This is a genomic window from Propylenella binzhouense (assembly GCF_009866965.1).
In the GTDB taxonomy this organism is placed as follows: Bacteria; Pseudomonadota; Alphaproteobacteria; order Rhizobiales; family Afifellaceae; genus Propylenella; species Propylenella binzhouense.
This window is the reverse complement of sequence record NZ_SPKJ01000099.1, coordinates 1-14559: the sequence shown is the minus strand read 5'-3', so window position 1 is coordinate 14559 and position 14559 is coordinate 1. Positions and strand designations below refer to the sequence as shown.

Below are 14559 nucleotides of genomic sequence, written 5' to 3'. Positions count from 1 at the left end.
ACCAGCGCCGGTTCGGCCCCTTGGGCACCGGCGCCGACGAGGCGCCGTCGGCGAGCCTGCTCGCCCACCGGCTCGTGAAGCGGGCGGCCGTGCGCGCCGCCGCGCCGAGCATCGGCGAGGCCGTGCTCATCGGCGGCCTGGTCTGCCACCCCGAGATTGCGGCGGATCGGCTGGAGCGCCTGGCGGAGCTGAGGTTCGGCACCGCGGAGCTCGACGCCCTCGCCGGCGCCCTCGCCACCGCGCTCGGAGAGGCGCCGGAGACCCGCTTCGGCGCGCTGCGCGAACGGATCGAGCGCGAGGGGCACGGCGCCGCGCTCGCCGCCGTGCTCGACAAGCTCCGCGCGAGCGGCCTCGGTGAAGTCGGACCGGCAGGCGATCCGGACCGTGCCGCTCTCATCTGGGATGATGCGGCCCACTTGCGCGAGCGGGCCGCCATTCTATCTATCGAGCGTCAAGCAGCTGCTATGGCGCTCGCGCACGAGACGAGTGACTTCCATCTCGATCGGCTGCGCGATATCCAGGAGCAGGATGTGCGCAATCTCCATCCGGACAGTCAAGAGGAGCCGGGGGAGATCGGCATCGTGCACCCGTTCAAGAGGCCGTGATCCGGCGCTGAGACGAGAAGCGAGCCCGGAATGCCGGGCCGACGGACGATTGCAGGCGGAAGCGCGCAGGGCGTGGTTAATCGGCCCTTCAGGGCCTTTCGCCAGAATCGGCCGCAATTGTGGCAAGTGGATTCGGGCCGCGGCGCGCGCGGCCACGGAGACGTGAGACGTATGGCAGCGAACGCACCGAACACCGTCGAGACGAAGGATCAGACCCCGGAGGCGCCGAGCCAGGACGGACCGCTTCTCGATCTCTCCGACGCCGCCGTCAAGCGGATGATCAAGGAGGCGAAGAAGCGCGGCTACGTCACCGTCGACGAGCTGAACGCCGTCCTGCCTTCCGAGGAGGTCACCTCCGAGCAGATCGAGGACACCATGTCGATGCTCTCCGACATGGGCATCAATGTGGTGGAATCGGACGAGGCCGAAGAGGCCGAGCCCGAGCCGGCGGAGGACGACGGCGAGGACGAGGAGGCGCGCGACCTCGTCGAGGCGGGCAGCACCGCGGTCGCCAAGAAGACCAAGACCCGCGAGCCGACCGACCGCACCGACGATCCGGTGCGGATGTACCTGCGCGAGATGGGCTCGGTCGAGCTCCTCTCCCGCGAAGGCGAGATCGCCATCGCGAAGCGCATCGAGGCCGGCCGCGAGGCGATGATCGCGGGTCTCTGCGAGAGCCCCCTCACCTTCCAGGCCATCATCATCTGGCGCGACGAGCTGAACAACGGCGACCTGCTGCTGCGCGACATCATCGACCTCGAGGCGACCTATTCCGGCCCCGACGCCGACCGGACCGTCGAGCCGGCGGAATCCGACGAGATCGAGCAGCCGCCGATGGCCGAGAAGGAAGGCGACGGCGAGGACGAGGACGATTACGAATCGAACGTCTCGCTCGCGGCCATGGAGGCGGAGATCAAGCCGAAGGTCGTGGAGACCTTCGACCGGATCGCCGACGCCTATCGCCGGCTCCGCAAGCTGCAGGACCAGATGGTCCAGGAGGCGCTGCAGAACCGCACCCTCTCGCCCAACGAGGAGAAGCGCTACCGCAAGCTCCGCGACGAGGTGATCGCGGACGTGAAGAGCCTCTCGCTCAACCAGAACCGGATCGATTCGCTCGTCGAGCAGCTCTACGACATCAACAAGCGGCTGATCTCGTTCGACGCGAAGCTGATGCGGCTCGGCGAGAGCTACGGCGTCGACCGGCAGGAATTCCTCGCGCATTACCGCGGCAACGAGCTCGACCCGCAATGGACGCGCCGGGTCGCCCGGCTGACCTCCCCCGGCTGGCGCGACTTCTGCCAGGCCGAGCGCGACACGATCCAGACCATCCGGTCGGAGATCCACGAGCTCGCGGCGGCGACGGGCCTGCAGATCAAGGAGTTCCGCGACATCGTGCTCAAGGTCCAGAAGGGCGAGCGCGAGGCGCGGCAGGCGAAGAAGGAGATGGTCGAGGCGAACCTCCGGCTCGTCATCTCGATCGCGAAGAAGTACACGAACCGCGGCCTGCAGTTCCTTGATCTCATTCAGGAAGGCAATATCGGCCTGATGAAGGCGGTCGACAAGTTCGAGTATCGCCGCGGCTACAAGTTCTCGACCTACGCCACGTGGTGGATCCGGCAGGCGATCACGCGCTCGATCGCCGACCAGGCCCGCACCATCCGCATCCCGGTGCACATGATCGAGACGATCAACAAGATCGTCCGGACCTCGCGCCAGATGCTGCACGAGATCGGCCGCGAGCCGACGCCGGAGGAGCTTGCCGAGAAGCTGCAGATGCCGCTCGAGAAGGTCCGCAAGGTGCTGAAGATCGCCAAGGAGCCGATCAGCCTCGAGACGCCGATCGGCGACGAGGAGGACAGCCATCTCGGCGACTTCATCGAGGACAAGAACGCGATCCTGCCGATCGACGCCGCGATCCAGTCGAACCTCCGGGAGACGACGACGCGGGTGCTCGCCTCGCTCACCCCGCGCGAGGAGCGCGTGCTGCGCATGCGCTTCGGCATCGGCATGAACACCGACCATACGCTCGAGGAGGTCGGGCAGCAGTTCTCGGTCACCCGCGAGCGCATCCGGCAGATCGAGGCGAAGGCGCTCCGGAAGCTCAAGCATCCGAGCCGTTCGCGGAAGCTGCGCAGCTTCCTCGACAGCTGATGTCGTTCCTGAGGCGCCTCTTCGGCGGCGGCGGCCCGAGCGAGCCGCCCGCCCCGCGCGTCGCGGCGGAGGAGAGCTACCGCGACTACACGATCCGCGCTACGCCGATCCCGGAAGGCGGCCAGTTCCGCCTGGCCGCCACCATCACCAAGGAGATCGACGGCGAGACGAAGGAGCACCATCTCGTCCGCGCCGACATTCTCGATTCGGAGGACGAGGCGGCGTCCTTCGCCATCCGCAAGGCGCGGCAGATGATCGACCAGATCGGCGACGGCATCTTCCGGAACTGAGCCCCTTCGAAGGTCGGCACGCTTCGGGCCGCCGTCCTTCAGCGCTCGACCGCCGGCATCCGCTTGCGCCGCCGGAACGGGAGCAGCAGCAGCCAGGCGAAAAGCGCGCCGGCGAGAAGGCCGAGCGCCGCCCACAGGAAGCCCGCCGCGGTCACCGGCACGGCCGGCTCGAAATCCGCCCAGGCGCCCTCCACCACCCGCGCATCGGGCGAGCGCAGCACGATCACGGGGCGCAGGGCGGGCGGCACGGCCTCCATGTCCTCGCGCTGGCGCATGAGGGTCTCGTAGCGGCGCACGACGCCCGCCATGGTCAGGCCGCGATCGCGCAGGAAGCCCGGCTCCGAGCCGTAGCTCCTAAGCGCCTCCTCGCGGGTCAGCCGGTTGCGGCCGGCATCGGCGTCGAGATCGGCGACGACCTGGCGGATCTCGTCGAGCGCGCCGCCGAGGCGCTGCCGGTACTGCTGCGCGAATTCGGGAAACTGCGAGGTCGCGAGGCCGCCGGCGAGCGCGGCGGCGAGGACGACCGCCCGCCTGATCACCGGCCGCCCTACCGCGCCGAGGCGGTGCGGGTGTCGCAGGCGTCGAGGTCGCCCGTCTCGTAGCCCTGGCGGAACCAGCGCACGCGCTGCGCCGACGAGCCGTGGGTGAAGCTGTCCGGCACGACATGGCCCTGGCCGCGCTTCTGGATCATGTCGTCGCCGATCTGCGAGGCGGCGTTGAGGGCCTCCTCGATGTCGCCTTCCTCGAGGATGCCCTTCTTGCCGGTGCGGTTGGCCCAGATGCCGGCGAAGCAGTCGGCCTGCAGCTCGACGAGGACGGACATCGCGTTCGCCTCCCGCTCGCTCGCCTGCGCCCGGGCGCGGGCGAACTCGGGCAGGATGCCGATCAGGTTCTGGACGTGGTGGCCGACCTCGTGGGCGAGCACGTAGGCCTCGGCGAAATCGCCCGGCGCGCGGAAGCGGCTGCGCAGCTCGTCGTAGAAGGCGAGGTCGAGATAGATCTTCTGGTCGTTCGGGCAGTAGAACGGCCCGACCGCGGCGTCCGCGAAGCCGCAGGCGGAGCGCACCTGGCCGGTGAACAGCACGAGCGTCGGATCGCGATAGGTGGCGCCGGCCTGGGCGAAGATCGCGTCCCAGGTGTCCTCGGTCTCGGCGAGCACCGTCGCCACGAAGGCGCGCGCCTCGTCGCTGCCCTCGCCCGCCGCCTCGCCGCCGGTCCGCGTGCCGGCCTGCCGCGTTTCGCCCGGCACGGAGATCGAGCCGCCGCCCTCCTGGAGGAGCTCCATCGGATTGACCCCGAAGACGAGCATCAGGACCACCACCAGGATGAGCATGCCGATGCCGCCGCCGCCCGCGCGCCGCACCATGCCGCCGCCGCGGCCATAGCCGATCGGGATCCGGAACCCGCCGCCGCCGCGGCCGCGCACGTCTTCGATGTTGCCGCTCTGGCGCCGCCCCTGCCAACGCATCCTCGCCTCCGTCTCCTCCGGGCACGTACAAGCAAGATAAGCTTCAAACCGGTCCGAGGTTTCAGCCGCCGCCCCACGGAAACCCCGTCCTGCGGCGAAACTAGGGACCGCGCCGCGCCGGTCCGCCCGTCCCGCCCAGGCTTCTCTCGATGCGCTCGAGCCGTTCCGCGGTCTCCGCCATCCGCATCCGGTCGAGCTTCTCGTGGAGCGCCGCGATCTCGATCTCGGCCTTGAGGTTCACCTCGTAATCGAGCGCCGCAGCAAGCCTATCCTTGGCCGCCTGCCGGTTCTGCGACATCATGATGACAGGAGCCTGAACGGCTGCGAGCAGCGAGAGAAGCAGGTTCAGGAAGACGAACGGATAGGGATCGAAGCCGGTGCCGAGCCTCGCCAGCAGCGCCGAATTGACGATCACCCACACCACGATGACCGCGCCGAACGCGATGATGAAGCGCCACGATCCGCCGATCGCGGCGACCCGGTCCGCCAGGCGCTCGCCGAAGGTGAGGCGCTGATCGAACTCGCGGTTGACGTTGCGGGAGACGGCGAGCCGCTTCGCCGCCCGCTCGAGGACGCGGCGCTCCCGCGCGGGGATGTCCTTCACGCCCATGTCGAGAAGCCTCTGCGCGAGGAGGCGAATCGCGTCTCCGTCCGTCATCTTCCGGTTTCTCCGCTCGACGAATGACCGTGGCCTACCGATATGAACGGCCGGACGGGGCCGTCGCAATCGCGCTGCGCACGCGCCGCGCCGGCATTTCCCGCGGAACGGCAGCCGCGCGGATGGTGTCGACGCGGGGCCGGAAGCGCTCTTCCGGCGGCTCCGAGCAGGGTTTGCACCTTCGGGGTTTTCTCCTATAAGGCGCGCCTAGCCCTATTCTACTCCACGGCAATCCGGCCTGGCGCTGCCGCGCCCGGGGTGCCCCGACGCGCGAGCGCTCATGCCGAAACGCACCGACATCTCCTCGATCCTCATCATCGGCGCCGGCCCGATCATCATCGGCCAGGCCTGCGAGTTCGATTATTCCGGCACGCAGGCCTGCAAGGCCCTGCGGGCGGAAGGCTACCGCATCATCCTTGTGAACTCCAATCCGGCCACGATCATGACGGACCCGGAGATGGCGGACGCCACCTATGTGGAGCCGATCACGCCGGAGATCGTGGCGCAGATCATCGAGAAGGAGCGTCCGGACGCGCTGCTGCCCACCATGGGCGGCCAGACCGCGCTCAATTGCGCGCTGTCGCTCAACAAGATGGGCGTGCTGGAGCAGTTCGGGGTCGAGATGATCGGCGCGCGGGCCGAGGTGATCGACAAGGCGGAAGACCGCGAGCAGTTTCGCGAGGCGATGACGAAGATCGGGCTCGCCACCCCGCGCTCGGCCCTCGCCCATTCGCTGCCCGAAGCGCTTGCCGGGCTTGAGCAGATCGGCCTGCCCGCGATCATCCGGCCCTCCTTCACGCTCGGCGGCACGGGCGGCGGCATCGCCTATAACCGCGAGGAGTTCCTCGAGATCATCGAGCGCGGGCTCGACGCCTCGCCCACGAGCGAGGTGCTGATCGAGGAATCCGTCCTCGGCTGGAAAGAGTACGAGATGGAGGTCGTCCGGGACCGCGACGACAATTGCATCATCATCTGCTCGATCGAGAACATCGACCCGATGGGCATCCATACGGGCGATTCCATCACCGTCGCGCCGGCCCTGACCCTCACCGACAAGGAATATCAGTGCATGCGCGACGCCTCGATCGCCGTGCTGCGGGAGATCGGGGTCGAGACCGGCGGCTCGAACGTGCAGTTCGCCATCAACCCGGCCGACGGCCGCATGGTCGTGATCGAGATGAATCCGCGCGTCTCGCGCTCCTCCGCCCTCGCCTCCAAGGCGACCGGCTTCCCGATCGCCAAGGTCGCGGCGAGGCTCGCCATCGGCTACACGCTCGACGAGCTCGAGAACGACATCACCGGCGGCGCCACCCCCGCCGCCTTCGAGCCGACGATCGACTACGTCGTCACCAAGATCCCGCGCTTCGCGTTCGAGAAGTTCCCCGGGGCGGAGCCGACGCTCACCACCTCGATGAAGTCCGTCGGCGAGGTGATGGCGATGGGCCGCACCTTCCAGGAATCGCTCCAGAAGGCGCTCCGGGGGCTGGAGACCGGGCTGAGCGGGGTCGACGAGATCGAGATCGCGGGGCTCGGCCAGGGCGACGACAAGAACGCCATCCGCGCCGCCCTCGCCGCGCCGCGGCCCGACCGGCTCCTCACCGTGGCGCAGGCGCTCCGCCTCGGCACCTCCGTCGAGGAGGTGAACGGCGCCTGCCATATCGACCCCTGGTTCATCCGGGAGATCGCCGGCATCGTGGAAGCGGAGGCGCGCGTGCGGGAGCACGGGCTGCCCCCGACGCCGGGGCTCATGCGGAAGCTGAAGGCGATGGGCTTCTCCGACGCGCGGCTCGCGAAGCTCTCGGGGGCGAGCGAAGCGGACGTGCGCGCCCACCGCGGGCGTCTCGGCGTCCACCCGGTCTTCAAGCGGGTCGACACCTGCGCCGCGGAGTTCGCGTCGCCGACGGCCTACATGTATTCCACCTACGAGGCGCCCTTTACCGGAACCCCGCAGGACGAGGCGGCGCCTTCCGACCGCAGGAAGATCATCATTCTCGGCGGCGGGCCGAACCGAATCGGCCAGGGCATCGAGTTCGACTATTGCTGCTGCCACGCGGCCTTCGCGCTCGCCGACGCCGGCTACGAGTCGATCATGGTGAACTGCAATCCGGAGACCGTCTCGACGGATTACGACACCTCCGACCGGCTCTATTTCGAGCCGCTGACGGCGGAGGACGTGCTCGAGATCATCCGCACCGAACAGTCGAACGGGACCGTGCACGGCGTGATCGTGCAGTTCGGCGGGCAGACGCCGCTGAAGCTCGCCGGCGCGCTGCAGGAGGCGCAGGTGCCGATCCTCGGCACGTCTCCGGACGCGATCGACCTCGCCGAGGATCGCGACCGCTTCAAGACGCTTCTCGAGCGGCTCGGGCTGCGCCAGCCGAACAACGGCATCGCCCGCTCGGCCGCGGAGGCGCGCGCGATCGCCGAACGGATCGGCTATCCGGTCGTCATCCGGCCCTCCTACGTGCTCGGCGGACGGGCGATGGAGATCGTGCGCGAACCGGCGCAGCTCGAGCGCTACATGACGGACGCCGTGGTCGTCTCCGGCACCTCGCCCGTCCTCATCGACAGCTATCTCGCCGACGCGATCGAGGTCGACGTCGACGCGCTCGCGGACGGCACGGACGTCTTCGTCTGCGGCATCATGGAGCATATCGAGGAGGCCGGCATCCATTCCGGCGATTCGGCCTGCTCGCTGCCGCCGCATTCGCTTTCCCCCGCGATCATCGCGGAGCTCGAGCGGCAGACCGAGCTCCTGGCGCGGGGCCTCGCCGTGGGCGGCCTGATGAACGTCCAGTACGCCGTCAAGGACGGCGAGATCTACGTGCTCGAGGTCAACCCGCGCGCATCGCGCACGGTACCCTTCGTCGCCAAGACGATCGGCCTGCCGATCGCGAAGATCGCGGCCCGCGTCATGGCGGGCGAGCCGCTCGCGGGATTCGGGCTGAAGCCTCCGCGCTTCGACCACATCGCGGTGAAGGAAGCGGTCTTCCCGTTCGCGCGCTTCCCCGGCGTCGATACCGTCCTCGGCCCGGAAATGCGCTCGACCGGCGAGGTGATGGGGCTCGACAGGTCCTTCCCGATCGCCTTCGCCAAGAGCCAGCTCGGCTCCGGCACGCAGGTGCCGACCGGCGGCACCGTCTTCGTGTCGGTCCGCGACGGCGACAAGCCGAAGATCGTGGAGCCGGTCCGCAAGCTGGCGCAGCTCGGCTTCCGCATCATCGCGACGGCAGGCACGCAGCGCTATCTCGCCGCCCAGGGCATCGCCTGCGACAAGGTCAACAAGGTCCTTGAAGGGCGTCCGCATATCGTTGATGCTATCAAGAACGGCGAGGTGCAGCTGGTCTTCAACACCACGGAAGGCCTGCAGGCTCTCGCCGACAGCCGTTCGCTCAGGCGTGCGGCCCTGCTGCACAAGGTCCCCTACTACACGACCTTGGCCGGTGCGGTTGCGGCCGCCCTCGGGATCGAGGCGCTGTTGAACGGCAGACTTGAGGTGAAGCCGCTGCAATCCTACTTCGCGGCGGCCTGACAAGGCTTCGGGCCCCCCGCATGAAGGTGCAGGGGCGCCTTCTTATTGTCTGCCCGCCGCGTGCGGGTCTGGAGGTTGAGAATGGAAAAGGTTCCGATGACCGCCAACGGCTACGCCCAGCTCGAGGCCGAGCTGAAGCGGCTCACGGCAGAGGAACGTCCGCGCATCATCCAGGCGATCTCGGAAGCGCGCTCGCATGGCGATCTCTCGGAGAACGCGGAATATCACGCTGCCAAGGAGCAGCAGAGCCTGAACGAGGGCCGGATCGCGGAGATCGAGGACAAGCTCTCCCGCGCAGAGGTCATCGACGTCTCGAAGCTCTCCGGCGACACGGTCAAGTTCGGCGCCAAGGTCACCCTCCTCGACGAGGACACCGAGGAGGAGAAGGTGTACCGCATCGTCGGCGACGTCGAGGCCGACGTGAAGGCCGGCCGGATCTCCATCTCGTCCCCGATCGCGCGCGCGCTCATCGGCAAGGCGAAGGGAGACACGGTGGAAGTGGCCGCGCCGGGCGGGGCCCGCTCCTACGAGATCGTCAACGTCAGCTTCGCCTGACCGGAGGCAGCGCCCGGACCATGATCGATCTCTATACCTGGACCACGCCGAACGGCCGCAAGGTCTCCATCGCGCTTGAGGAGATGGAGCTCCCGTACGAGGTCCATCCGGTCGACATCGGCAACGAGGAGCAGTTCCGCCCGGAATTCCTGGCGATCTCGCCGAACAACAAGATCCCGGCGATCGTCGACCGCGACACCGGGATCAGCCTGATGGAATCGGGCGCGATCCTGCTCTACCTGGCGGAGAAGACCGGCCGCTTCATGCCGGCCGACCCGGCGCTGCGCTGGCAGGTCATGGAATGGCTGATGTGGCAGATGGGCGGGTTCGGTCCGATGCTCGGACAGACGCACCATTTCCTCCACTACAACCGCGGCAAGGCGCCCTATGCGGAGGAGCGCTACGCCAAGGAGGCCGTGCGGCTCTACCAGGTGCTCGACACGCGGCTCACCGGCCGCGACTACGTCGCCGGCGACTATTCGATCGCCGACATGGCGATCTGGCCGTGGGCCGCCCGCTTCGAATGGCAGGGCATCGAGCTCGGGCGGTTTCCGCGGGTGCGGGACTGGTACCTGAGGATCGTCGAACGCCCGGCCGTGCAGAAGGGCTACCAGGTGCCCAAGAACGTGGGCGCCATCCCCATGCCGGCCGCGCTCGCGGTCTGAACCCGCGCATGCGGCGGGTCCGGCGCAGCGGCGTGCCGGACCGCAGCGCCGCCGGCCGGGCTCAGCCCGCGTAGCTGCCGGCGCCCGCCGTCTCCTCTTCCGCCCGTGGCCGCCAGTAGCGGGCGCGAAGCCACGGCGCCATCACCCAGGCGATCGGTGCGGCCAGGACCAGGCTCGCCACGATGACCGCCGGGATGAGGTACTTCCAGGCCTCCGCCCAGGCCGGCACCGACAGCACCGCGATCACCCCGGCGCCGAAGAGAACCGCGTTCACCATCCCGTAGATCAGCATCGCAATCCGAAATCGGGTCGACATCGAAAGCTCCTGCGTTCGATCCGGGGATGGAACGCGCGGGACGCGGCATCGGCTCCCTGGCCGCCGACCTGCCTTGTTCCGGCGCCTGCCGCCGTCCCGCTCCGGCACCCTGCCGCTCGTTCCGCTCCAAGGCCCCGCCGCTTGCCCTGTCGTCCTGCCCGGGCTCGCGACCCGGGCATCCGGCGGCGCCCGGTCCGCTTGGGCCGTTCTGTGGATCGCCGGATCAAGTCCGGCGATGACGACGGAGGGGGCGGCGGTGACGACGGAAAGGATGCCCCGAGAGGGATGCCCCGGGGGTGCGCGGACGGGGAGGATGCCCCCGGGGGGGGCGCGGCCAGGCTCCCCGGCCGGGCTCCGGGGGCTCGCCCTGGATCGCCGGATCAAGTCCGGCGATGACGACGGAGAGAGAGGGCGATGACGACGGGGAGGATGCCTCGGGGTGCGCCGACGGGGAGGATGCCCCCGGGGGGCGATGACGACGGAGAGAGAGGGCGATGACGAAGGAGGGGGCGGCGATCACGACGGGGAGGCCGATGCTCCCTGCGCCTGCCCGCCTCAATCCGGGCGCCAGCCGATCCCGACATGCCCCGGCAGGCCCGCCACCCGTTCGACCCACCGCGTCACGCCCGGATAGTCGGAGAGGACGAAGCCGCCCTCGCCCGCCATGTGGGTGTAGGCGTAGAGGGCGATATCGGCCACGCTGAAGCGGTCGCCGGCGAGCCAGTCCGCCTCCCGGAGCCGCCGCTCCATCACCGCGAGCGCATGGCGGCCGTCTTCGAGGAGCTCGCGGAGCCGTTCCGGCGTCGCCTCCCCGGCGCGCTCCGGATAGGTCAGGAGCGAGCGCCGGACCGCGACCGCCGGCTCGTGGCTGTACTGCTCGAAGAACATCCATTCATAGGCCTTGGCGCGGTCGAACGGATCCCCGGGCAGGAGCGCCGTCCCCTCCGCGAGGTGAAGGAGGATCGCGCCGGATTCGGCGAGATACCGTCCGTCGTCGAACGCGAGGAGCGGCACCTTGCCGATCGGGTTGAGGCCGAGAAACGGCGCCTGCCGCGTCACGCCCGAATTCGCGTCGACGTCGACGATCCGGAACGGGTGCCCGAGATGAGCGAGGAGCAGGCGCACCTTGTAGCAATTGCCGGAATCCTGCTGCGAAAAAAGGGTCAGCATGAAGCGGCCTCCGCGATTTGCGCGAGCGCCTCCCGCCGGATCGCCAGCGCCTGCGGGTCGAGCACGGGTTCCACGTCGGCGAGCGTGACGACGCTTCCCGCCGCGACGTCGCGGACGAGCCGCACGTCCTTCGCGAGGCCGATCGGCAGCGCGGAGGCGGCGGCGCTCGCCTCCGCCGGCGCGAGGCGGCCCCAGACCGTGAAGCCGCCCTCGCCGTCGAGCCGCTCGCCGGCAGCGAGGTTCCGCTTCGCGACCGCCGTGACGTCGCCGCGGAAGAGGCGCGGAGAGCCGGTCGGCTCGCCGCGGAGCGCGACGGAGAGGACCGAAACCCCGAGTTCGAGGCCGATCAGATGGTAGGGCCGGTACATCGCCGCATAGCGGCCGCTGTCGTCGGTCCTCAGCCCGTACTGGCGGAAGCAGGCGGCGGCATAGTCGTTCGGCGCCTCGAACACCGTGTAGACGCCCCAGCGGAGGTCGCGGAAGACCGGGCGGCCGTCCCGCTCGAGCGAGGACACGACCTCGACCGTCCCGGCCGCCTCGAGCGATCCGCCCGCCGCCTTCGGCCGCATCAGATGCGGCAGGTCGTCGACGCCGCAGGGCGGGAAGGCGAGCCCTGAAGCGGGAACCGCGAGATCGCAGGCATTCGCGACCGCGGCCATCTCGATCGCGGACTTCGTGCCGTCGAGGAACGAGTTGAACATCTGGCTGTTCATGCCGGCGGCACGCGCCTCCGCGGCGGTCAGCCCGTAATGGGTCCAGACCGTGTCGGGCGTCGAGGCGTGGTAGGCCGGCAGATATTTGGTGCCCTTGCCGGCCGCCACGATCGCGAAGCCGCAGGCGCGCGCCCAGTCGACCTGCTCGGCGACGAGCGCCGGCTGGTCGCCATAGGCGAGCGAATAGACGAGCCCGGCGGCAGCCGCCCGCCTGGCGAGCGCGGGACCGGCGAGCGCGTCCGCCTCGACGTTCACCATGACGAGATGGCGGCCCTCGTCGATCGCGGCGAGCGCGTGGCGGATGCCGGCGACCGGATCGCCGGTCGCCTCGACGACGATCTCGACGCCCTCGGCGGCGATCGCCGCTGCCGCATCGTCGGTGACGGTCACCGCGCCGATCCGCGCGTCGTCCCAACCGATTTCGCGGAGCCGCGCCCGGGCGCGGGCCGGATCGAGGTCGGCGATCGCGGCGATCCGGATCGCCGGCGTCGCGGGCAGCTGCGCCAGGAACATCGATGCGAACTTGCCGGCGCCGACCAGCGCCACGCCGATCGGCCCGCGCGTCTCGAGCCGCCGCGCCGCGAGCGACCACAGATTCATGTGCGCCTCCTCCCGCCGGCACCGGAGCGCCTGCGCCCTTGCGCCTGCACCCTTGCGCCTGGGTGGCGTCGGAACTAGGGTCCGCCGCCGCTCACCCTGCTAAACGAGCCTTCCGGAGTCTCCCGATGAGTTTTCTTGCCGCCCATCTTTCGCGGGTCAAGCCTTCCGCCACGCTCGCCGTGACGCAGAAGGCGCGCGACATCCGGGCGACCGGGCGCAAGGTGATGGACCTCAGCGCCGGCGAGCCGGACTTCGACACGCCGGACAACATCAAGCAGGCCGCGATCGACGCGATCAGGCGCGGCGAGACCAAGTATCCGCCCGTTCCGGGCATCGTGCCGCTGCGCGAGGCGATCGCCGCCAAGTTCCGCAAGGAGAACAATCTCGACTACCGGCCGGAGCAGGTGATCGTCGGCACCGGCGGCAAGCAGATCCTCTACAACGCCTTCGCCGCGACGCTCAATCCCGGCGACGAGGTGCTGATCCCGGCGCCCTACTGGGTGAGCTACCCGGAGATGGTGGCGCTCAACCGGGGCGAGGCGCGGTCGGTCGAATGCCCCATCGAGACCGGCTTCCGGCTGACCCCGGAGGCGCTCGAGGCCGCCATCACGCCGAAGACGAAGTGGCTCATCTTCAACGCGCCGTCCAACCCGTCGGGCGCCGCCTACTCGGCCGAGCAGCTGCGCGCGCTCGCCGACGTCCTGCTCAGGCATCCGCAGGTCTGGATCCTCACGGACGACATGTACGAGCACCTGCTCTACACCGACGAGCCGTTCGCGACGATCGCCGAGGTCGAGCCGCGCCTCTACGACCGCACGCTCACCATGAACGGCGTCTCCAAGACCTATGCGATGACCGGCTGGCGGATCGGCTATGCCGCCGGTCCGGACGTCCTCATCAAGGCGATGACCATGATCCAGGGCCAGCAGACCTCCGGCGCCTGCACGATCGCGCAATGGGCCGCGGTGGAGGCGCTCACCGGGCCGCAGGATTTCGTCGCGTTCAGCCGCAAGGCGTTCCAGGAGCGGCGCGACCTGGTGGTGTCGATGCTGAACCAGGCGAGCGGCCTCGACTGCCCGCTTCCGGAGGGCGCGTTCTACGTCTACCCGTCCTGCGCCGGCACGATCGGCAAGCGCGCCCCGTCCGGCCGCACGATCGCGAACGACGAGGACTTCGTGACGGAGCTTCTCGAGGCCGAAGCGGTCGCGGTCGTCCACGGCGCCGCATTCGGGCTTGGCCCGAATTTCCGGATCTCCTATGCGACCTCGACGGAGGTGCTGGAGGAATCCTGCGCGCGCATCCAGCGCTTCTGCAACGCGCTCTCCTGAGCGGGCTCCGGGTCCGGCGCGCCGCCTCTCACCAAAGCGCGCCGATCCGCGACACCGGAATGCAAATGAAAACGGCGGGGTCCTGCCCCGCCGTTTCCGATTCCGATACGCGCCGGTCTATTCTTCGGCGACCTGCAGGTTGACGGCCTGGGGCCCGCGGCCCCGCCGGTCGTCCTGAGTCTCGAAAGAGAGCTTCGCGCCCTCCGCAACCTGGGGCAGACCCGAGCGCTCCATCGCGGAGATATGGACGAAGACGTCCTTGCCGCCGCCGTCCGGCGTGATGAAGCCGAAGCCGCGATCGGCGTTGAAGAACTTCAGCGTTCCCGTCTGCCGGGGGCCGCGCGGCGCCTCGCTGCGGTCCTGGAAGGAGCGGCCACCGCCGCCACCGCCGTAGCCTCCGCCACCACCGCCGCCGAAGCCGCCGCCACCGCCGCTGCGATATCCGCCGCCGCCACCGCCGCGATAGCCGCCGCCACCGCCTTCGCGGTCGCCGCCACCACGGTAGCCG

Annotated in this window: 14 protein-coding genes; 7 read left to right on the top strand and 7 right to left on the bottom strand. The window is 69.5% G+C overall.

The annotated features are described in order from the left end of the window. The 3 genes from E4O86_RS19300 to E4O86_RS19290 all read left to right on the top strand — a co-directional run. Positions 1–605, top strand: a 605-nt coding sequence (locus E4O86_RS19300) for a hypothetical protein (RefSeq protein ID WP_205520977.1), incomplete at its 5' end; no start/stop codon positions are given. A 171-nt stretch (positions 606–776) separates the two neighbouring features. After that, positions 777–2756 (top strand): RNA polymerase sigma factor RpoD, encoded by a 1980-nt coding sequence (gene rpoD, locus E4O86_RS19295; protein ID WP_161142185.1) that lies wholly within the window; start codon positions 777–779, stop codon positions 2754–2756. Continuing rightward, entirely contained in the window at positions 2756–3046 is a 291-nt protein-coding gene (locus tag E4O86_RS19290) for an HlyU family transcriptional regulator (protein ID WP_161142184.1), read from the top strand. The genes rpoD and E4O86_RS19290 overlap by 1 nt, the downstream gene beginning before the upstream one ends. Positions 3047–3084: 38 nt before the next feature. On the opposite strand, the gene E4O86_RS19285 is transcribed toward E4O86_RS19290, so the two are convergent. The 3 genes from E4O86_RS19285 to E4O86_RS19275 all read right to left on the bottom strand — a co-directional run bounded on the left by E4O86_RS19285 (position 3085) and on the right by E4O86_RS19275 (position 5172). After that, positions 3085–3585, bottom strand: coding sequence for a DUF2937 family protein (locus E4O86_RS19285; protein ID WP_161142183.1), 501 nt, complete (start codon positions 3583–3585; stop codon positions 3085–3087). A gap of 8 nt (positions 3586–3593) precedes the next feature. Continuing rightward, complete coding sequence (gene ypfJ, locus E4O86_RS19280; protein WP_161142182.1) at positions 3594–4514, bottom strand: KPN_02809 family neutral zinc metallopeptidase; 921 nt, start codon at positions 4512–4514, stop codon at positions 3594–3596. Positions 4515–4614: 100 nt separating this feature from the next. Further along, positions 4615–5172, bottom strand: a complete 558-nt coding sequence (locus E4O86_RS19275; RefSeq protein WP_161142181.1) for a DUF1003 domain-containing protein — start codon at positions 5170–5172, stop codon at positions 4615–4617. A gap of 280 nt (positions 5173–5452) precedes the next feature. Here E4O86_RS19275 and carB point away from each other — a divergent pair, with 280 nt between their 5' ends. From carB to E4O86_RS19260, 3 genes are all read left to right on the top strand, one after another. Next, positions 5453–8704, top strand: a complete 3252-nt coding sequence (gene carB, locus E4O86_RS19270; RefSeq protein ID WP_161142180.1) for a carbamoyl-phosphate synthase large subunit — start codon at positions 5453–5455, stop codon at positions 8702–8704. 81 nt (positions 8705–8785) lie between these two features. Continuing rightward, positions 8786–9259: a transcription elongation factor GreA gene (gene greA, locus E4O86_RS19265; protein WP_161142179.1), complete on the top strand. Its 474-nt coding sequence runs from the start codon at positions 8786–8788 to the stop codon at positions 9257–9259. Between the two features lie 20 nt (positions 9260–9279). Beyond that, positions 9280–9924 (top strand): glutathione S-transferase family protein, encoded by a 645-nt coding sequence (locus E4O86_RS19260; protein ID WP_161142178.1) that lies wholly within the window; start codon positions 9280–9282, stop codon positions 9922–9924. Between the two features lie 61 nt (positions 9925–9985). Here the strand turns inward: E4O86_RS19260 and E4O86_RS19255 are convergent, their stop codons facing one another. The 3 genes from E4O86_RS19255 to E4O86_RS19245 form a co-directional block, all read right to left on the bottom strand. Continuing rightward, on the bottom strand, positions 9986–10240 hold the full coding sequence (locus tag E4O86_RS19255; RefSeq protein ID WP_161142177.1) for a hypothetical protein: 255 nt from the start codon (positions 10238–10240) through the stop codon (positions 9986–9988). Positions 10241–10795: 555 nt separating this feature from the next. Then, positions 10796–11410, bottom strand: coding sequence for a glutathione S-transferase family protein (locus E4O86_RS19250; RefSeq protein ID WP_161142176.1), 615 nt, complete (start codon positions 11408–11410; stop codon positions 10796–10798). After that, complete coding sequence (locus tag E4O86_RS19245) at positions 11404–12723, bottom strand: NAD(P)H-dependent oxidoreductase (protein WP_161142175.1); 1320 nt, start codon at positions 12721–12723, stop codon at positions 11404–11406. The genes E4O86_RS19250 and E4O86_RS19245 overlap by 7 nt, the downstream gene beginning before the upstream one ends. A gap of 125 nt (positions 12724–12848) precedes the next feature. Between E4O86_RS19245 and E4O86_RS19240 the strand changes: the two genes are divergently transcribed. After that, on the top strand, positions 12849–14051 hold the full coding sequence (locus tag E4O86_RS19240) for a pyridoxal phosphate-dependent aminotransferase (RefSeq protein ID WP_161142174.1): 1203 nt from the start codon (positions 12849–12851) through the stop codon (positions 14049–14051). Between the two features lie 117 nt (positions 14052–14168). Here E4O86_RS19240 and E4O86_RS23850 read toward each other — a convergent pair. Continuing rightward, positions 14169–14559 (bottom strand): cold-shock protein (locus tag E4O86_RS23850; protein ID WP_281351640.1); only part of this gene is annotated, 391 nt, incomplete at its 5' end.